The sequence below is a fragment of the Pseudomonas sp. genome (assembly GCF_033723075.1).
Lineage (GTDB): Bacteria > Pseudomonadota > Gammaproteobacteria > Pseudomonadales > Pseudomonadaceae > Aquipseudomonas.
Window position 1 is genome coordinate 222,651 of sequence record NZ_JAWVXU010000001.1, and the last position, 17,096, is coordinate 239,746.

At 63.4% G+C, this 17,096-nt stretch carries 17 protein-coding genes; 8 read left to right on the forward strand and 9 right to left on the reverse strand.

What is annotated here, in order from left to right; genetic code table 11:
- Positions 1 to 353 precede the first annotated feature (353 nt).
- Entirely contained in the window at positions 354 to 1,433 is a 1,080-nt protein-coding gene (locus R3355_RS01090; protein ID WP_318959698.1) for an LOG family protein, read from the forward strand.
- A 117-nt stretch (positions 1,434 to 1,550) separates the two neighbouring features.
- On the opposite strand, the gene recX is transcribed toward R3355_RS01090, so the two are convergent.
- The 9 genes from recX to R3355_RS01135 form a co-directional block, all read right to left on the reverse strand.
- A complete protein-coding gene (gene recX, locus R3355_RS01095; protein ID WP_318959699.1) occupies positions 1,551 to 2,015 on the reverse strand; it encodes a recombination regulator RecX in 465 nt (154 codons plus the stop codon).
- A 190-nt stretch (positions 2,016 to 2,205) separates the two neighbouring features.
- A complete protein-coding gene (gene recA, locus R3355_RS01100) occupies positions 2,206 to 3,243 on the reverse strand; it encodes a recombinase RecA (RefSeq protein WP_318946111.1) in 1,038 nt (345 codons plus the stop codon).
- A gap of 90 nt (positions 3,244 to 3,333) precedes the next feature.
- Entirely contained in the window at positions 3,334 to 3,846 is a 513-nt protein-coding gene (locus R3355_RS01105) for a CinA family protein (protein ID WP_318959700.1), read from the reverse strand.
- Positions 3,847 to 4,008: 162 nt separating this feature from the next.
- Positions 4,009 to 6,180, reverse strand: coding sequence for an LTA synthase family protein (locus R3355_RS01110; RefSeq protein ID WP_318959701.1), 2,172 nt, complete (start codon positions 6,178 to 6,180; stop codon positions 4,009 to 4,011).
- Between the two features lie 32 nt (positions 6,181 to 6,212).
- Positions 6,213 to 6,602: a diacylglycerol kinase gene (locus tag R3355_RS01115; protein WP_318959702.1), complete on the reverse strand. Its 390-nt coding sequence runs from the start codon at positions 6,600 to 6,602 to the stop codon at positions 6,213 to 6,215.
- Entirely contained in the window at positions 6,592 to 7,323 is a 732-nt protein-coding gene (locus R3355_RS01120) for a lipopolysaccharide kinase InaA family protein (protein WP_318959703.1), read from the reverse strand. Before R3355_RS01120 ends, R3355_RS01115 begins: the two co-directional genes overlap by 11 nt.
- Positions 7,324 to 7,325: 2 nt before the next feature.
- The gene (locus R3355_RS01125) at positions 7,326 to 8,003 is read right to left on the reverse strand and encodes a class I SAM-dependent methyltransferase (protein WP_318959704.1); all 678 of its coding nucleotides are present in this window, start codon (positions 8,001 to 8,003) and stop codon (positions 7,326 to 7,328) included.
- A gap of 81 nt (positions 8,004 to 8,084) precedes the next feature.
- A complete protein-coding gene (locus R3355_RS01130) occupies positions 8,085 to 9,359 on the reverse strand; it encodes a HAMP domain-containing sensor histidine kinase (RefSeq protein WP_318959705.1) in 1,275 nt (424 codons plus the stop codon).
- A complete protein-coding gene (locus R3355_RS01135; protein WP_318959706.1) occupies positions 9,349 to 10,032 on the reverse strand; it encodes a response regulator transcription factor in 684 nt (227 codons plus the stop codon). Before R3355_RS01135 ends, R3355_RS01130 begins: the two co-directional genes overlap by 11 nt.
- A gap of 192 nt (positions 10,033 to 10,224) precedes the next feature.
- On the opposite strand from R3355_RS01135, the gene R3355_RS01140 reads away from it, so the two are divergent.
- Genes R3355_RS01140 through R3355_RS01170 form a run of 7 tightly spaced genes read left to right on the forward strand, consistent with a single transcriptional unit; the run spans position 10,225 to position 16,673 of the window.
- The gene (locus R3355_RS01140) at positions 10,225 to 10,914 is read left to right on the forward strand and encodes a thermostable hemolysin (RefSeq protein ID WP_318946103.1); all 690 of its coding nucleotides are present in this window, start codon (positions 10,225 to 10,227) and stop codon (positions 10,912 to 10,914) included.
- Positions 10,898 to 12,352 carry an AMP-binding protein gene (locus tag R3355_RS01145; RefSeq protein WP_318959707.1) on the forward strand — a complete coding sequence of 485 codons (1,455 nt, stop codon included), beginning with the start codon at positions 10,898 to 10,900 and terminating at the stop codon, positions 12,350 to 12,352. The genes R3355_RS01140 and R3355_RS01145 overlap by 17 nt, the downstream gene beginning before the upstream one ends.
- Before the next feature lie 8 nt (positions 12,353 to 12,360).
- The gene (locus tag R3355_RS01150) at positions 12,361 to 13,032 is read left to right on the forward strand and encodes an iron-containing redox enzyme family protein (RefSeq protein ID WP_318946101.1); all 672 of its coding nucleotides are present in this window, start codon (positions 12,361 to 12,363) and stop codon (positions 13,030 to 13,032) included.
- Complete coding sequence (locus tag R3355_RS01155; RefSeq protein ID WP_318959708.1) at positions 13,019 to 13,864, forward strand: SDR family oxidoreductase; 846 nt, start codon at positions 13,019 to 13,021, stop codon at positions 13,862 to 13,864. The genes R3355_RS01150 and R3355_RS01155 overlap by 14 nt, the downstream gene beginning before the upstream one ends.
- Complete coding sequence (locus R3355_RS01160; RefSeq protein WP_318959709.1) at positions 13,861 to 14,511, forward strand: tetratricopeptide repeat protein; 651 nt, start codon at positions 13,861 to 13,863, stop codon at positions 14,509 to 14,511. The genes R3355_RS01155 and R3355_RS01160 overlap by 4 nt, the downstream gene beginning before the upstream one ends.
- Positions 14,512 to 14,571: 60 nt before the next feature.
- Positions 14,572 to 15,231 (forward strand): response regulator transcription factor, encoded by a 660-nt coding sequence (locus R3355_RS01165; protein ID WP_318946098.1) that lies wholly within the window; start codon positions 14,572 to 14,574, stop codon positions 15,229 to 15,231.
- Positions 15,225 to 16,673 (forward strand): sensor histidine kinase, encoded by a 1,449-nt coding sequence (locus R3355_RS01170; RefSeq protein ID WP_318959710.1) that lies wholly within the window; start codon positions 15,225 to 15,227, stop codon positions 16,671 to 16,673. The genes R3355_RS01165 and R3355_RS01170 overlap by 7 nt, the downstream gene beginning before the upstream one ends.
- Positions 16,674 to 17,096: the final 423 nt, after the last annotated feature.

The window sequence follows — 17,096 nt, forward strand, 5'->3', positions numbered from 1 at the left end:
CCGTTCGGAGATAGGGTGGCCTCGGAGCGCAGCAACAGCCCGCCAACTTTGTGCCGCACCGATTAACCATGATGCATTGGCTGCGGCGAGTGACAGCCATGGATCGCCGTCCGGACTGCAGCAGACGAGCGTTATTTTCACTCCCTTCAGCCCTACTGCTTCGCGCTGGCGAGCCGGTTAGAGATTCGCTGGCAGGCCAGCCGAATCTGCTGCCGCCTACCCAGGCCGGAGATTTTCTGCAATCTGATCAGCTATTTAGCCCGCCAAGGCGCAAGCTCCAGCCATACTCTGACTAAGGCCGGGCTTTCACGACAGCGAAAGAATCCGGCCGGCATCCTGAAAGGAGAAGTCGAATGCCTTACGAACCGGATGATTATTTATCCCGCCACTTCCAGACCAGCGGTATCGACCTCACCGACAAAGTCGACGAACTGGTAAACCTGGTCGCCCCTGGCGACAGCCCGAACCTGCCGCTGTATCGCGACATGCTGATCACCGTGATCCGCATGGCCCAGGCCGACCGCAATCGCTGGGACGCCAAGATCATGCTGCAAACCCTGCGTGAAATGGAGCACGCATTCAGCTCGCTCGAACAGTTCAAACGGCGGCGCAAAGTGACCGTATTCGGCTCGGCCCGCACGCCGCCCGATCACCCGCTGTATGCCTTGGCCCGCGAACTCGGCGCCACCCTGGCGCGGCACGACTTGATGGTGGTTACCGGTGCCGGCGGCGGCATCATGGCCGCCGCTCATGAGGGCGCCGGCCTGGAAAACAGCCTGGGTTTCAATATCACCCTGCCCTTTGAACAAGGGGCCAATGCCACCGTGCATGGCACCAACAATCTGCTGTCGTTCCACTTCTTCTTTCTGCGCAAGCTGTTCTTCGTCAAGGAGGCCGATGGTCTGGTGCTGTGCCCTGGCGGTTTCGGCACCCTGGATGAAGCACTGGAAGTGCTGACCCTGATACAAACCGGCAAGAGTCCACTGGTACCCGTGATACTGCTCGATCAACCGGGGGGCAGTTTCTGGAAAGAGGCCATGGCCTTTATCGACAACCAACTGGTGGGTAACGGCTACATCCTGCCCAGCGATCTGCATCTGGTGCGCCTGGTGCACAGCGCCGCCGAGGCCGCCGATGAAATCGCCCAGTTCTATCGCAATTACCACTCCAGCCGCTGGCTCAAGGATCGCTATGTGATCCGTCTCAACCACCCACTCAATGAAGCGGCCATGCAGCAGCTGAATAGCGAGTTCATCGACCTGTGCAAGAGCGGTGGCTTCCAGCAGCAGACTTATTGCGAGTCCGAACAGGACGAGCCGGAACTCTGCCACCTGACTCGCCTGGCATTCGCATTCACTAGCCGCGACCATGGCCGCCTGCGCGAATTGCTGAACCTGATCAACCAGCCGCAGCACTGGGAACAGCCAAGCTGATTATCATCGACAAACGATATCAACTGTCCGTAACGCGTACCGCCAGCAGAGCCGTGCAAACAACCACCGCCCAGATGCACAAAACCCGGAGCACAGGCTCCGGGTTCACAGGGTGCGTCAATCCAGATCGAGGCCGCGCAACAGACGAGCGATCAGATCCGGCGGGTAGCCACGATAACTGAGAAAGCGGCCCTGCTGGGCACGTTCACGGGTATCGCCCGGCAGTTGACCGGCAAACTTGCGGTGCCAGGTTTGCTCCAGTTGTTCACGCCAATCGATGCCGCTGTCGCGCAATGCCTGCTCGACATCGGCCCGCGGCAAGCCGCGCTGGATCAGCTCTTCACGAATGCGCAACGGCCCATAGCCAGCACGCGCGCGATAGCCGACAAAGCTTTCCAGATAACGCGCCTCGGATAACAAACCCTCTTGCGCCAGGCGCTCGAGGGCGGTGTCAATCAACTCGAGCGGGGCACCGCGCTTAACCAGTTTGCGGGTCAACTCGACACGCCCATGTTCGCGACGCGCCAGTAGGTCCATGGCCGCGCGGCGCACCGCGACGAGGTTATCCAGTACGACAGGCATGAGCTACGAATCAGAGGCTGGGAAAATATCGAAGGCCGTCGCGAGGACGCCGTCGGGCGAGCGAAACAAGGCGCGCTACGTGAAAACGAGGGAGTTTGGCGAGCCAAATGACCGAAGTTTTTGCGTAGCGCAACGCAGTTGCAGCCGCCCGGCGACGGTCGCAGCAGGCAAGCGATTTTTTCACAGCCTCTCAGGCCTCGGCGGTGGCCAGATCGCCTGCGCCAGCCTTGACTGGCGGGCTGACTACCAGCAGTTTCTCGCGGATCAGGCCCTCGATGGTGCGTGCCACTTCCGGGTTGTCTTCCAGGTACTTGGCCGAATTGGCCTTGCCCTGACCGATCTTGTTGCCCTGATAGCTGTACCAGGCACCGGATTTTTCCAACAGGCCGTGTTGCACGCCGAGGTCGATGACCTCGCCATTGCGGTAGATACCCTTGCCGTAGAGGATCTGGAATTCGGCCTGACGGAACGGCGGCGCCACCTTGTTCTTCACGACCTTGACCCGGGTTTCGCTGCCGACCACTTCGTCACCCTCTTTCACTGCACCGGTGCGACGAATGTCCAGACGCACCGAGGCGTAGAACTTCAGGGCATTACCGCCGGTAGTGGTTTCCGGGCTACCGAACATCACGCCGATCTTCATGCGGATCTGGTTGATGAAGATCACCAGGCAGTTGGCGTTCTTGATGTTGCCGGTGATCTTGCGCAGCGCCTGGGACATCAGGCGAGCCTGCAGGCCCACGTGCATGTCGCCCATCTCGCCTTCGATTTCCGCCTTCGGCACCAGGGCCGCCACCGAGTCGATGACGATCACGTCGACGGCATTGGAACGCACCAGCATGTCGGTGATCTCCAGGGCCTGTTCGCCGGTATCCGGCTGCGACACCAGCAGGTCATCGACATTCACGCCGAGCTTGCCGGCGTACTCAGGGTCCAGGGCATGCTCGGCATCGACGAAGGCGCAGGTGGCACCGAGCTTCTGCGCCTCGGCGATGACCGACAGGGTCAGGGTGGTTTTACCGGAAGACTCGGGACCGTAGATCTCGACGATCCGGCCTTTCGGCAGACCGCCAATGCCCAGGGCGATGTCCAGACCGAGCGAACCGGTGGAAATGGCCGGAATCGCCTGGCGATCGTGATCGCCCATGCGCATGACCGCACCCTTGCCGAATTGCTTTTCGATCTGGCCCAGGGCTGCCGCCAAGGCGCGCTTCTTATTCTCGTCCATTGAAGTCCTCACGTAATAAAGAAGGGCCTGCTAGCGGCCACTAACAACTGTATAAGTAGACAGTATTATTCCACAGGGCAAGTCGCTCGCCTACCCTGCATTTGGATTTTCTTGCGCAATCACGCGCAGCAGCCCTTGCAGAGCGGCCTCAACCGTTTGTCGGCGAATTTCGCCGCGATCGCCGTCGAACTGGCGACGGGCACTGAACAGCCGCTCGCCGTCACCCCAGGCCAGCCACACGGTGCCCACCGGCTTCTCCGCCGAGCCGCCATCCGGCCCGGCCACGCCACTGACCGCCACGGCGTAACGCGCCCCGCTCTGCGCCTGGGCGCCACGCACCATGGCCTCGACCACCTCGCGGCTGACCGCCCCCACGGTGGCGAACAACGCCTCGGGAACCGCCAACTGCCTGCTCTTCTGCACATTGGAGTAGGTGACATAGCCGGCCTCGAACCAGGCCGAGCTGCCAGGAATGCGGGTAATCGCCTCGGCAATACCGCCGCCGGTACAGGACTCGGCGGTAGCCACCTGTGCGCCTTGCACCTGCAACTGCTGGCCCAACTCGGCGGCCAGCCGGGTCAGGTGCTGCTCGTTGACGCTCATCTGCACTCCGGGTTTAAAGCCAACCAAGGGAGGTACCGTACACCAATGACAAAGTGGCCGGCCACCTGACATCCGGCTTCGGACAGCCACAGCGCCCATCGCGCAACAGGCAAAACGCCGCGAGGCATTGCTGACGACTCGCGGCCTTTGCTTGTGTGGCGACTATCGGCGTTTTCTACCCTCGGTCGCCACAACCGACTTGATTGGCACCACCGGAGGGGTTTCCGGGTCTGTGGCGGCCGCCACCGGACTGGACTGCGCCGCGGGTTCGCGCTCGCGGTCTGCCGTGCTGTCGGCCAGCAGACTCTCGGTCGCCGTCTGCAGATACGCCTGCAGCTGCTCGCTCATGGCCCGGTCGATGGCACTCGATGGCAACCGTTCGGCCTGGGGCTTTTCACCGAGACGGTAGCGGTACAGCTGCGGCTCCAGGCCCTTGGGCTTCACCAGGATGCGATCGCCGCGCAACATTGCCACGGTCTGATCGCTGCCCGAGGGCTTGATGATGCCGAAACCCGGATCGTCCGCAGCCAGGCTGAGCAGATCGCGCCCCCAGCACTGGTGACGCACCTCGCCGCCAAGCCGGCCCATGATGGTCGGCACCATATCGACCTGAGTACCGACCACCTCGCGGCGGCTGCCGAATTTCTCGCTGATGCCCGGTGCGATCAGCAGCATGGGTACGTGGAAGCGGTACAGGTCCATCTCGGTAAGCTGTTCATGGGCACCAAAACCATGGTCACCGACGACCACGAACAGGGTTTCGTCGAACCAGGGCATCTTGCGCACCTTGTCGAAAAACACCCCCAGCGCCCAATCCGAATAGCGCATGGCGGTCAGGTGCGGATCCAGTGAGCCGTGCCCCGTTACCGCGTCTACCGGCAGCTGCTCCGGCAGGGCATAGGGGGTGTGGTTGGACAGCGTCTGCAGCAGCGCATAGAACGGCTCGTCGCGATCCAGCTGCTGCAGTTCGACTACCGCGCGATCGAACATGTCCTGGTCGGAGACGCCCCAGGTCGGGTCGGCCACCACTGGATCGAGGTAATCGCTGCGGCCGATGAAGCGGGTCATGCCCTGGTTGGCGAAGAACCCGGCCTGGTTATCCCAGGCGAAGTCGCCGTTGTAGAGGTAAACGTCGTTGAACGCGCGGCTGCCGAGCAGTTGTGGCAGACCGGAGAAGCGCTGTCCGCCTTCCGGTGCCTGCATCAGGTACTCAAAGCCGGGCAGGTTGGGAAAGCAGGCCATACTGGCAAACATGCCCTGGTGCGTGTGGGTGCCGTTGGCGAAGAACCGGCTGAACAGCAGACCTTCTTTGGCCAGGCGGTCGAAGTTGGGGGTGATGCCGTCCTGGCTGCCCAATGCGCCGACGAAGCGGCCGGCGAAGCTTTCCATCAGGATCACCACCACGTTGCGTACTGGCAGCGAGCCGGCTGCCGGTGCCTGGTAGTCACGACGCACCGCGGCGCTCTGTGCGTCTACCAGTTGGTCATGAGCGGTCAGCAGCAGCTGGCGGGTGATCGCCCGCGCCTGCTCGTCCGGCATGGTCGGTTTCCAGATGTTCTCTCGGTGGCTCGACATCCGGCTCTTGGCCGCGTCGTAAAGACTCAGGCTGCCGTTCAGGCCGAGATGGTTGGCGAACATCGACTCGGTAGTGAAGGCATCGCCCCAGCGCAGCGGCGGGCCCTGGCGCAGGGTGCCGCGCGCCGCCACCAGCGCAATCAGGACCAGCACCAGCAGCACCGCACCACGCTGCGCCCAGCCCGTCCTGCCAGATTGCTGCGGGCAACCCTTCGGCAAGCGCATCGAGCGCCGCGTCAGCCGTTCCAGCCAGCCGAACAGGGCGAACATCAGCGCGCTCAGCAACGCCCAGACGGCCAGCAGCTTGAACACCGGGAAGCCGTGCCAGAGCATGCTCAGCACAGTGGCCGGGTCTTCCTGCAGGTACTGGAACACCAGGCTGTTCAGCCGCTGGTGAAACTCCTGATAGAAGTTGAGTTCGATCAACCCGAGCAGGATCGCCACGCTGGCGCAGCCGCTCAGCCAGATGCACAGCAGCGGCCGCGCGGACATGACGCGCAGGCTCAGCGGCGCCAGCAACAGCGGCACAAGGATGTATACGCATACCCGCAGATCGAAACGCGCGCCGTTGATGAAGGCGTCGACAAAGCTGGCCAGTGGCGTGGTGCCGATCAGTTCGCGGTTGAACCCAAGCAGGCCCAGGCGCAACAGGGCGAACATCAGCAGCAGCGCCAGGGCGCTGGCGGCGGTGAACGCCAGGTGCTGGCCGATGCCAACCGACAGCGGATGCCCCGCGAACGGCCGTTCAATGGATTTCATGGGGAGTCCTTGTTGGTGCTGAGCACGCGGGTTCATAGCAGAATCACAGCCCAGACCACTAGGATCAGGATCAGCCCCAGCAGTTGTGCGGCGCTGCCCATATCCTTGGCCTGCCTGGAGAGCGGGTGCAATTCGAGAGAAATGCGATCGACGGTAGCTTCGATGGCCGAGTTGAGCAGTTCGATGATCAGCCCGAGGAACACCACGGCGATCAACAGGGCGCGCTCGACCCGGCTGACATCGAGCATGAAGGCGGCAGGGATCAATATCAGATTGAGCAGGACCAGCTGACGGAACGCCGCTTCGCCAATATAGGCCGTCTTGAGACCCGCCGCCGAATAACCGGAGGCATACCAGATACGGGAAAACCCGCTGCGTCTTTTCATGGCCTTGCCATTTGTTGTTATCGAATCAGATGGCATCCCTATATACCCCGCCTGGATTGGCAAAGGATGCATCGTAGGCAACCCGCAGCAGGCTCCAGTCGCACTCGGGCATGTCCTGACAATGGCGATACAGCTGGCGCAGATCATGTCGCGAGGCGGCTGAGCGCCGTAGACGGCGACGGCTCTTTTCCAGATCGAGCAAGGCGATCTCGACCCAGGCCGAATCGGCCTTGCCGTGGACCTTGATGAAAACGTGCTTGGGATAGCAGCAGCCATGCTGCCAGTGGGCGTGGTGAAGTCGGCTCAGGGTGATCCCCAGGTTCTGCAACAGCTGCCGGTGAATCAGCGTCCCCCACTGCTCATACAGCTTGCCGCGGTACCAGTCTTGCAGGCTGACAAAGCCCTGGAGCTCCTCGGTTATCAGCAGCGCCTGCCACTTCCCGGCCTCCCTGCGCGCGCCACAGTAGACGAGTTCCGGCACCCGTATGCCGATACGCGTCAGGGCGCTCAATGCCTGCCGCTCGCGCAGAACGGTGGGGCGGCCGAAGGGGTGCTGCAACGAGCGATACAGATGGCCAACCTGGCGCTTGCAGTAAAGCGCCGGCAGCGACGGATCACTCAATTGCAAGCGCTGCACACCGCTTTCGCCATCGCGGCGTTGGTTGGGTGCCTCGACCCATTCGCCCTGGGTGTTCCACCAGCGCCGGAAAGTGCTGGTCAGGGCTTCACGTGCGGGCAGGGTGAGGGGCCTGTTCATGTTCAGTTCTTCTTGCGCAGCACATAGACCCGCCACATGGCGTAACCGGGGAGAAAGTCGTTGCGGTTGATAATGTCGAAGCCGGCCTGAGCGAACTCCGCCTCGATCACCGAGCGTGCGACCACGAAGCGGTTCTGGTTGTCCTTGGGCGCGCGGCGGCGTTCCAGGCGTTTGCGTTTCCAGGCCTTGTAGTTGCCATCGACCCACAGCGAAACGATCAGGGTATCGCGGCTGACCCGGTGGAATTCGCGCAGCATCGCCAGGCGGTGCTGCGGGTCGGCAATGTGGTGCAGCAGACGCATGCAGAAGATGCTGTCCACCGCGTTGTCGCCCATATTGATGGCGAAGGCCGAGGCTTGAAACAGCTCCACCCGGTTGACCACCTCCAGCGGCTGTGCGGCTTCGGCGATGGCCAGCATGTCGCTCGAGTTGTCCGCGGCGAAGATCATCCGGCTCGGATGTTCGGCCAACAGCGGCCAGAAGCGTCCGGCACCACAGGGCAGATCGAGAACCAGGTCGGGATCACCCGCCAGCTTCAGCGCGCGGCGTGCCAGTTGCTCGTCACGCCAGTGCGACAGACGCCGGGCCAGGCCGTCCCGATGCTTGAGCAGGTATTGATGGGCGTGCTCGCGGTCGTACTTGCGCGAGAACTCCAATTCGATGGGGCTCGAATCGCTCATGGCAGGTGTTCCTCTAAAAAGCAGAACGCCAGACTAACGAGACGAGCATCAAGCCCCTGTCAAAAGGATGTGAAAAAAACGTCAAGCCGCGTCGGGCCTGAGCACCACCTGAAAACGACTGCCCTGAGGTGTGTGCTGCTGCACACTGACCGCCCAACCTTGATGCGCGCAGATCCGCTTGACCAGTGAAAGCCCGAGTCCGAGCCCCTCCCCTCGTGCCTCGCAACCACGCACGAACGGCTGAAACATGCGCTCCTGCTGTTCCAGTGGAATGCCCACACCACTGTCCTCGACGCGAAAGCCGCCACGGCCCAGCACCAGCCGTACCGCACCACTTTCGGTGTAATGCAGGGCATTGCGCAGCAGGTTGGACATTACCGTACTGAGCAGCGTCAGGTTGTACAGGCCGCTGTCATGGCCCTCCTCCACACGTTCGAAATGCAGGCCTTTTTCCCGCAGCAGCGGCGCCCAACGTTCGACCTGCTCCTGCGCCACGCGGGCCAGGGTGGCGTTGCCGCCGAGGGCGATTGTTTCGGGGCGGGCCCGGGCCAGCAGCAGAAAGGTCTGCACCAGCTCGTGCATTTCCTGCGCAGCACGCTGGATCCTCGCGGTCTTCTGCCTCGCCAGCGGCGGCAACTCGACCTGATCGAGCAGCTCGCAGGCGCCGAGGATGACCATCAGCGGTGTGCGCAACTCGTGACTGACGTCGCTGGTAAACAGCCGCTCACGCTCCAGCGTCTGCCGCAGTTGACCGAGGGTGCTGTCGAACGCCGCGGCCAGATGACCGACTTCATCGTCGGGGTATTGCAGCGCCAGTGGCGGTGCCAGCGGGTGCAGCTGATCGCGATGGCGCACCTGCTGCGCCAGGCGCGTAACCGGCGCCATCACCCGCCGCGCCATCAGCCGGCCCAGCCCCCAGGCGCCGACGACGCTGAGCAGAAACCCCGCCAGCACCACATTGAACAGTGCACTCTCGCGAGCCTCGAACTCGTGCTGCTCCTCGACCAGCATATAGCGTTCGCCTGCAATATCACGCACATAGACGTAATGGGCCTCGTCGCCGCGCACCAGCTCGGTGAAGCCCTCGCCGAGCGCGACCAGGCCTTCGGGCATCGCATACTGTGGCAAGTGGGAGGCATAGAAACGGGTGCGGGCATCCAGCTTCGGCGGCTGCCCGCGGGGCAGGTCCTCGCCCAGCACGATGTCCATCTCGCGGCTCAGCTCCTCGCTGACCAGCTGTTCCTCGATAAAATGCACCACCGCAACGATGCCCAGGGCGAAGACGCCACTGACCACCAGGGTGGTCAGGGTGAAGGCGATGACGATGCGCCGGGCAAGAGGCTGTTTAGCGAGCATCATCGTCCTCCGCCAGACGGAAACCGACGCCATGCAGGGTGTGCAGCAGCGGCTTGGCGAATGGCTTGTCCAGTACCTGACGCAGCTGATGGATATGGCTGCGCAGGCTATCGCTGTCTGGCGGATCCTCCCCCCACAGCGCTTCTTCCAGCGCCTCGCGGCGTACCACCGCCGGGCTCTTCTGCATCAGGATCGCCAGCAGCTTGTAGCCGATGGGGTTGAGCCGTAACGGCTGACCGGCACGAGTGGCCTGCAACGTGTCGAGGTCGTAGTGCAGGTCGCCGACCTGCAACTGGTGCCGGCGTGCGCCCTGGCTGCGCCGCAGGATCGCCTCGATGCGCGCGACCAGTTCGGACAGGGCGAAAGGCTTGACCAGGTAGTCATCGGCGCCGACGGCGAGCCCCTGCAGGCGATCGCCCAGAGCATCACGGGAGGTGAGCATGATGATCGGCGTATCGCGCCCAGCGTCCTCGCGCAGGCGCTTGCACACCTGATAGCCGTCGATGCCCGGCAGCATGATGTCCAGCACGATCAGATCGTAGTGCCCGGTCGCGGCCAGGTGCAGACCACTGAGCCCGTCCTGGGCGCAGTCGACCCCGTAGCCCTTGAGTTCCAGATAATCCAGCACGTTGGCCAGGATGTCGCGGTTGTCTTCGATGACCAAGATGCGCATGGATATCTCTCGGCGAATGGGTCATACCGCGCTCAACGCAACGTTAGGCGCGGCAAAAATAGCAGACCGAACGTGAAGAAAACGTCGGCAGACGAGCCCCGGGCTCACCCAGTAAATATGCGCCCCGCGACTTAAGACTGCCTTAAGAATGGCCACCAATAATCGGCTCAGACATTCAACCGAGGTTCCCCCATGGAATTGCCCTGGGTAGATCAAACAGACGCACTGGCACGCATCGGTCGCGAGCAGCCGCTGACCCTGCAACTGGCCCAGAGTGGCCAGGGCGAGCGCCGCGAGGCGCTGGAGACGTTCATCCGGGACCGCTTTGCCCTGCACTATCAGGCGCGCATCCGGCATTTCATGCCCTGCCTGCTCGGCCTGCATGCCAACAATGGCGAGGTGCAGGGCGCGATCGGTCTGCGCAGCGCCCAGCGGCGCCAGCTGTTCCTTGAACGCTACCTGGATGAACCGATCGAACAGGCGGTCAGCCGGCGTTGCGGACGCGAAGTGCCACGCGAGGAAATCGTCGAGGTGGGCAACCTGGCCGCCTTCGGCAACGGCTCGGCGCGCCTGCTGATCGTTGCGCTAACCGACCTGCTGGTCGCCCAGGGTTTCCGCTGGGTGGTGTTCACCGGCACGCCGGCCTTGCTCAACAGTTTCCAGCGCCTGGCACTGACGCCGATAGCGCTGGGGCTCGCCGATCCGGCACGAATGGGCGATGAACTGGCCGACTGGGGCAGCTACTACGCCAGCCGCCCGCAGGTGATGGCCGGCGAGATCCTGCCCGGTCACCAACGCCTGCTGCAGCTCGGTGCCTATCCGCGTCTCGGCTACCAACCCTTGTTCAACGTCGGGGAGATAGCGCATGCAGCCTGCAGTTGAACATTTCTGGCAGAAGCTCGCGCAACACAGCGGTGACGCCCTGATCGAAGGCGAACGCACGCTGAGTTATGCCGAACTGCGCCACGCAGTGACGGCCCGCGCCAATCAACTGAAAGAACTCGGCGTGCGGCGCGTCGCCCTGGCCATGGACAACGGCCTGGAGTGGGCCCTGTGGGATCTCGCCCTGCTGCGCGCCGGACTGGTCTGCGTGCCGCTGCCGGGCTTCTTCTCCCCTGCACAGCAACAGCATGTGCTGGATCACGCAGGCATCGATTGTCTGCTCGGTGCGGAAAATGAGCTGACCCGTAGTGGCGGCTTCGTACAAACCGCGCCCGGACTTCTGCAACGCCAGCAATCAACCGTCAACGAGGTGCCGAGCGGCACGCTGAAAATCACCTACACCTCCGGCACCACCGGCCAACCCAAGGGCGTCTGCCTCGATGCCGAGGCACAGTTCGAGGTCGCCGCAAGCCTCTGGCTGGCCAGCCGCAGCTGCGACGTACAGCGCCACCTCTGCGTGCTGCCGCTGGCCACCTTGCTGGAAAACATCGCCGGGCTTTATGCGCCGTTGCTGGCCGGGGCCAGCGTCGAGCTGCGCCCGCTGGCCGAGATCGGTCTCAGCGGCGCCAGCGGCTTCGATCCGTTGCGCTTGATCAGCACGCTGCGCGAGAGCCAGCCGCACAGCCTGATTCTGCTCCCGCAACTGCTGCTGGCACTGGTCAACGCTGCGGAGCAGGGGCTGTCGCTACCGACCTCGCTCCGCTTCATTGCCGTTGGCGGTGGCCGCGTGGCGCCACAGTTACTGCAGCGCGCGGACAATCTCGGGCTTCCTGTATTCGAGGGTTACGGCCTGTCCGAGTGCGCTTCGGTGGTCTGCCTGAACACCCCCCAGGCGCGTCGGATCGGCAGCGTCGGCCAGCCCCTGGCCCACGTCGAATTGCGCCTGGCTGATGACGGCGAAGTACTGATGCGCGGCCCACGCATGCTTGGTTATCTCGGCGAGCCGCCGCTTGTCGACGACTGGCTGGCGACTGGCGATCTCGGTCACTGGGAAGGCAACTTTCTAATCCTGCACGGGCGCAAAAAGCACCAGTTCGTCACGGCCTATGGGCGCAACGTGAATCCCGAATGGGTCGAGGCCGAACTGCTGCAGCAGACGGCGATCGCTCAAGCCTGGCTGCATGGCGAGGCGCTGCCAGAGAACGTCGCTGTGTTGGTGCCGCGGCGCACCGACTGCAGCGATGCCGAACTGGCCACAGCCGTGGCGGCAGTCAACCAACACCTTCCCGACTATGCCCGCGCGCACCACTGGCTGCGCGCCGATCAATCTTTCAGCGCCGCCAACGGCCTGGCCACCGCCAATGGTCGCCTGCGCCGCGCGGCTCTGTTCAGCCATTACCAGCCGGCCATCGAGGCCGTGCAGAACCCGATCCAGTGAGGAGCACCATGGAATTCTTTGACCAGCTGCAACACCAGACCTGCAACGAGCGCGAATACCTGCTCGGCGCGCCGATTTTCGCAGCAGCATTTGACGGCAGCGCCACACTGGAGCAGTACATCGCCTTCCTCACCCAGGCCTATCATCACGTCAAGCACACGGTGCCGCTGCTGATGGCCTGTGGCGCACGCCTGCCGGAGCGGCTGGAATGGCTGCGCGAGGCAATCGCCGAGTACATCGAGGAAGAACTCGGCCACCAGGAATGGATCCTCAATGACATCCGCGCCTGCGGTGGCGATCCCGACCTTGTGCGCAACAGCCAGCCGGCACTGCCCACCGAGCTGATGGTCGCCTACGTCTACGACCGCATCGCGCGGCACAACCCGGTGAGTTTCTTCGGCATGGTCAACGTACTGGAAGGCACCAGCATTGCCTTGGCCACCCAGGCTGCCGGCGTGCTGCAGGATCGGCTGCAGCTGCCTGCCCAGGCCTTCAGCTACCTGACCTCCCATGGCAGCCTCGACCTGGAGCACATGGAACTGTTCAAGAAACTGATGAACCGTCTCGACAGCGAGGACGACAAGAACGCCGTTCTGCATACCGCCACGGTGGTGTACCGCCTCTATGGCGACATCTTCCGCAGCCTGACGGCCAGAGGGCACGATCATGCAACTCAATGAATGTCGGGCCCTGCTCACCGGCGCCAGTGGCGGGATCGGCCAGGTGCTGGTCGAACAACTCTGTGCGGGCGGCGCGGCGCTGCTCCTGGTCGGCCGCGATAGCGTTGCACTGGAAGCCCTGGCCCAGCGTTATCCGGGGCAGATCAAGCTGGTCTGCGCCGATCTCAGCCAGCGCAACGACCGGCACCGGGTGCGGGATGCCGCGCGCCATTTCGGCGGGCTCAACTGTGTGATCCATGCCGCCGGGATCAACCAGTTCAGCCTGCTGGAGCAGCAGGACGAAGACGCCATCGCCCGGCTGATCGAAGTCAACGTCACCGCCACCCTGCAGCTGACCCACCTGCTGCTGCCGCTGCTGCGCCGACAGTCGAAGGCGCTGTTGGTCAATCTTGGGTCGACCTTCGGCTCCATCGGCTACCCGGGTTTCAGCGTCTACTGCGCCAGCAAGTTCGCCCTGCGCGGGTTCTCCGAGGCGATGCGCCGGGAACTCGCCGACAGCCGGATCAAGGTGCTCTACATCGCCCCACGCGCCACCCGCACGGCAATGAACAACGACCTGGTGGTGGCGATGAACAACGAGCTGAAAGTCAACATGGACGCGCCCTATAGCGTAGCCGCGCAAATCGTCCAGGCCATCTCCCGCGAGCGCGAAGAGCTCTATCTCGGCTGGCCGGAGAAGCTCTTCGTACGCCTTAACAGTTTGCTGCCGCGCCTGGTTGACCAGGCACTGCGCAAGCAACTGCCGGTGATCAAACGCTTCGCCCGGCGCCATGCGGACACCGACACGACGGTTATTCCAGCCATCAACCATTCCAATGGAGATACACCATGAAATCCCTGTTCGGCATTTGCCTCACGCTGCTGGCGCTGCTCAGCCAGCCGATCTTCGCCCTCAACTCCGCCAGCGAGACGGCGTTGCAACAACTGCAGCAACGCTGGGCCGAAATCAACTATCAGCTGCCGGCGGCGCAACGCGAAGCGGCATTCGCCAAACTCGCCGACGTGGCCGAACAGGCTCTGGCTCGCGAGCCCGATGCAGCCGAGCTGCTGATCTGGGACGGCATCATTCGCAGCACCTGGGCCGGCGCCAAGGGTGGACTCGGCGCGCTCGGCCTGGCCAAGCAGGCCAAGGCACGCTTCGAACGTGCACTGGCACTCGATCCGCAGGCGCTCAACGGCTCTGCCTACACCAGCCTCGCCAGCCTCTACTATCAAGTACCCGGCTGGCCGATCGGTTTCGGTGACGATAAGAAGGCCGCAGAGCTGTTCCGCCAGGCCCTGGCAATCAACCCACACGGCATCGACTCGAACTACTTTTACGCCGGTTTCCTGATCGATCAGGAGCGCTACGCCGAAGCCCGCACCGCACTGGAAACGGCCCTGGCAGCCCCCGATCGGCCCGGACGCGTGATTGCCGATACCGGTCGCCGTAGCGAAGCCCGTAAACTGCTCGACGACGTCAGCAAAAGGCTGGAATAACCCAACGCAGCGGAGTTGAATGCTGCGCAACATCCCGGATTCAAGCCTCACAGGAAATCCATGCGCCTATTGTTGGTAGAAGATGACCGCGCACTCGCTGAAGGTATTCGCACCGCGCTCAAGCCCGAGGGGTACACCGTCGACTGGCTGCAGGACGGCGCCAGCGCGCTCCATGCACTGACCCATGAAAGCTTCGAGCTGGTGATTCTCGACCTCGGCCTGCCACGGCTTGATGGCATTGAACTGCTCAAGCTTCTGCGCAGCGCAGCGAATCCGGTGCCGGTGCTGGTACTGACCGCCCGCGATGCCACCAGCGACCGCATCGCCGGGCTCGATGCCGGCGCCGACGACTATCTGGTCAAGCCGTTCGATGTCGCTGAACTCAAGGCGCGCCTACGTGCGCTGCTGCGGCGCAGCTTCAACCGCCCACAGCCGGCGCTGGAATACCGTGGTATCCGGCTCGACCCGGTGGATCAGCAGGTCAGCTACCTGGGTAACCCGGTCAACCTGCCGCGCAAGGAATTTCTCCTGCTGCATGAGCTGCTGGCCCAGTCCGGTCGGGTACTGACACGCGACAAGCTGCAGCAAGTGCTCTACGGCTGGGACGAAGAAGTCGAAAGCAACGCGCTGGAAGTGCACATCCACCACCTACGCAAGAAGTTCTTCCCCGAGTTGATCCGCACCGTGCGTGGCGTCGGCTATCTGGTGGACAAATGCTGAGGCGTTCGATCCGCAACCGCACCCTGGCGCTGGTGCTCGGTGCACTGGTGCTGTCATTGAGCCTGATCTCCTACCAGAGCTACCGCGACGCGGGCCATGAAATCGAAGAGTTGTTCGATGCCCAGCTGGCGCAGAGCGCCCGACTGGTGCAGGGGCTGGTGGTGCGCGAAATGAGCCCGCAGGTACGCCAGTCGCTACAGGCCGCACTGGACGAAGCGGTGAACGCGCAGCGCAGCCAGGGTACCCCCGGGCATATTTATGAGACCAAGCTGGGTTTCCAGGTCTTCGCCGAAGATGGCAGTGCGTTGCTGCAATCGGCCGGGGCTCCGGAGGGTGCGCTGCAGCAGCTGCTCGCCAGGGCCGGCGCAGCGGCGGCGCAACCTTTCGCCCGACTGGACAGCGGCTACCACGACGTGGCGCTCGACGCCCACGACTGGCGACTGTTTCTGCTGCATGATCGCCAGGACGGTTTGTGGATTCTGGTCAGCGAACGTGACGACGTGCGCGGCGAGCTGGTCGGCAAGATCGCCCGGCGCAGCCTGCTGCCGGACCTGATCGGCCTGCCGCTCCTGGCGCTGCTGATTTGGTTGGCGGTGGGCTGGGGCTTGCGACCGCTGGCACAGATAGCTCAGCTGCTGAAAAGCCGCGACCCGGACAATCTCTCGCCGCTGCTGCTGGCCCCGCTCCCCTCGGAGCTGGAGCCGGTGGCTGCGTCGCTGAACCGCCTGTTGCAGCAGGTCAGGCAGCTGGTCGAACGGGAAAAACGCTTTATCGCCGATGCTGCCCATGAGCTGCGCACGCCGCTGGCGGTGTTGCGCATCCACGCGCAGAACGCCCTGCAGACCCACGACGAAACCGACCGGGCACAGGCGCTGGAGCAATTGGTAACCGGCGTCGATCGCACCACTCGGGTGGTCACCCAGCTACTCACCCTGGCGCGCCTGGAACCGAACGCGCAGCAGTTGCGCATGCAAGCGCTGGATCTCTCTACCCTGGTTCGCGACACCCTGGCGGAGCTGACGCCGCTTGCCCTCACCCGCGAGCAGGAGCTGACCCTGGACGCCGCCGAAGGCGAAGACTTCAGCCTGATCGGCGATGCCGCCAGCCTGGCGACACTGTTGCAGAACCTGGTAGGCAATGCCCTGGAATACACCCCACCCGGCGGACAGATTCAGGTGCGCCTGGAAACCCGGGCAGACAACCTGATATTGGAGGTAGCGGACAGCGGCCGCGGAGTGCCAGCCGAACTGCGCCCACAGTTGTTTCAGCGCTTCTTCCGCCAAGGCGATGGGCAGGGCGCCGGCCTCGGCCTGTCGATCGTCGCGCGCATCGCCGAACTACATAACGCCGACATCGAGTTGCTCGACTCGCCGCTGGGCGGGCTGCTGGTCAGCGTGCATCTGCCACGCTCGGTCAATCCGCAGCGCCCCGTGTACCGCTGAATTGCGCTTGCGCCTGACCTCTGCACGTGTGCCACTGCCCGCCCACTCCGGGAAGGCGTGACATGCACCGGGATCAGGGCTCGGCAACGCCAGGTGGTACAGGTACGCAAGACGCTGAACGCCTGCTGCGTACCTACCTCCTGCGATACTAAACAGGGCAACATTCAGCGCCAAGACAAGATCCGCCCTCGCCGCCCATGGCAAACCCGCCACACCTATGCCTGCTGGCGCCTAACGGCCCGTGGTAACCTTGCGTTCATTTCAAGGCAGCTGGGGCACAAAGACCTCACCCTGCGGGTCGATGTCTACGCCGGATGGATGGAAAACGAGTCGCCGAACGAGTGCCAACCCATCCAGCACGTCAAGCAAAACCCAGGAAAAAAGCCCACAGCCTGCCCCACACAATTTAACTACTTGCGCTAA

Excerpts from the sequence above, each read along its gene's own strand:
- R3355_RS01090 (WP_318959698.1), top strand. The coding sequence starts at position 354 with ATGCCTTACGAACCGGATGATTATTTATCCCGCCACTTCCAGACCAGC.
- recX (WP_318959699.1), bottom strand. The coding sequence starts at position 2,015 with ATGCCTGTCGTACTGGATAACCTCGTCGCGGTGCGCCGCGCGGCCATG.
- recA (WP_318946111.1), bottom strand. The coding sequence starts at position 3,243 with ATGGACGAGAATAAGAAGCGCGCCTTGGCGGCAGCCCTGGGCCAGATC.
- R3355_RS01105 (WP_318959700.1), bottom strand. The coding sequence starts at position 3,846 with ATGAGCGTCAACGAGCAGCACCTGACCCGGCTGGCCGCCGAGTTGGGC.
- R3355_RS01110 (WP_318959701.1), bottom strand. The coding sequence starts at position 6,180 with ATGAAATCCATTGAACGGCCGTTCGCGGGGCATCCGCTGTCGGTTGGC.
- R3355_RS01115 (WP_318959702.1), bottom strand. The coding sequence starts at position 6,602 with ATGCCATCTGATTCGATAACAACAAATGGCAAGGCCATGAAAAGACGC.
- R3355_RS01120 (WP_318959703.1), bottom strand. The coding sequence starts at position 7,323 with ATGAACAGGCCCCTCACCCTGCCCGCACGTGAAGCCCTGACCAGCACT.
- R3355_RS01125 (WP_318959704.1), bottom strand. The coding sequence starts at position 8,003 with ATGAGCGATTCGAGCCCCATCGAATTGGAGTTCTCGCGCAAGTACGAC.
- R3355_RS01130 (WP_318959705.1), bottom strand. The coding sequence starts at position 9,359 with ATGCTCGCTAAACAGCCTCTTGCCCGGCGCATCGTCATCGCCTTCACC.
- R3355_RS01135 (WP_318959706.1), bottom strand. The coding sequence starts at position 10,032 with ATGCGCATCTTGGTCATCGAAGACAACCGCGACATCCTGGCCAACGTG.
- R3355_RS01140 (WP_318946103.1), top strand. The coding sequence starts at position 10,225 with ATGGAATTGCCCTGGGTAGATCAAACAGACGCACTGGCACGCATCGGT.
- R3355_RS01145 (WP_318959707.1), top strand. The coding sequence starts at position 10,898 with ATGCAGCCTGCAGTTGAACATTTCTGGCAGAAGCTCGCGCAACACAGC.
- R3355_RS01150 (WP_318946101.1), top strand. The coding sequence starts at position 12,361 with ATGGAATTCTTTGACCAGCTGCAACACCAGACCTGCAACGAGCGCGAA.
- R3355_RS01155 (WP_318959708.1), top strand. The coding sequence starts at position 13,019 with ATGCAACTCAATGAATGTCGGGCCCTGCTCACCGGCGCCAGTGGCGGG.
- R3355_RS01160 (WP_318959709.1), top strand. The coding sequence starts at position 13,861 with ATGAAATCCCTGTTCGGCATTTGCCTCACGCTGCTGGCGCTGCTCAGC.
- R3355_RS01165 (WP_318946098.1), top strand. The coding sequence starts at position 14,572 with ATGCGCCTATTGTTGGTAGAAGATGACCGCGCACTCGCTGAAGGTATT.
- R3355_RS01170 (WP_318959710.1), top strand. The coding sequence starts at position 15,225 with ATGCTGAGGCGTTCGATCCGCAACCGCACCCTGGCGCTGGTGCTCGGT.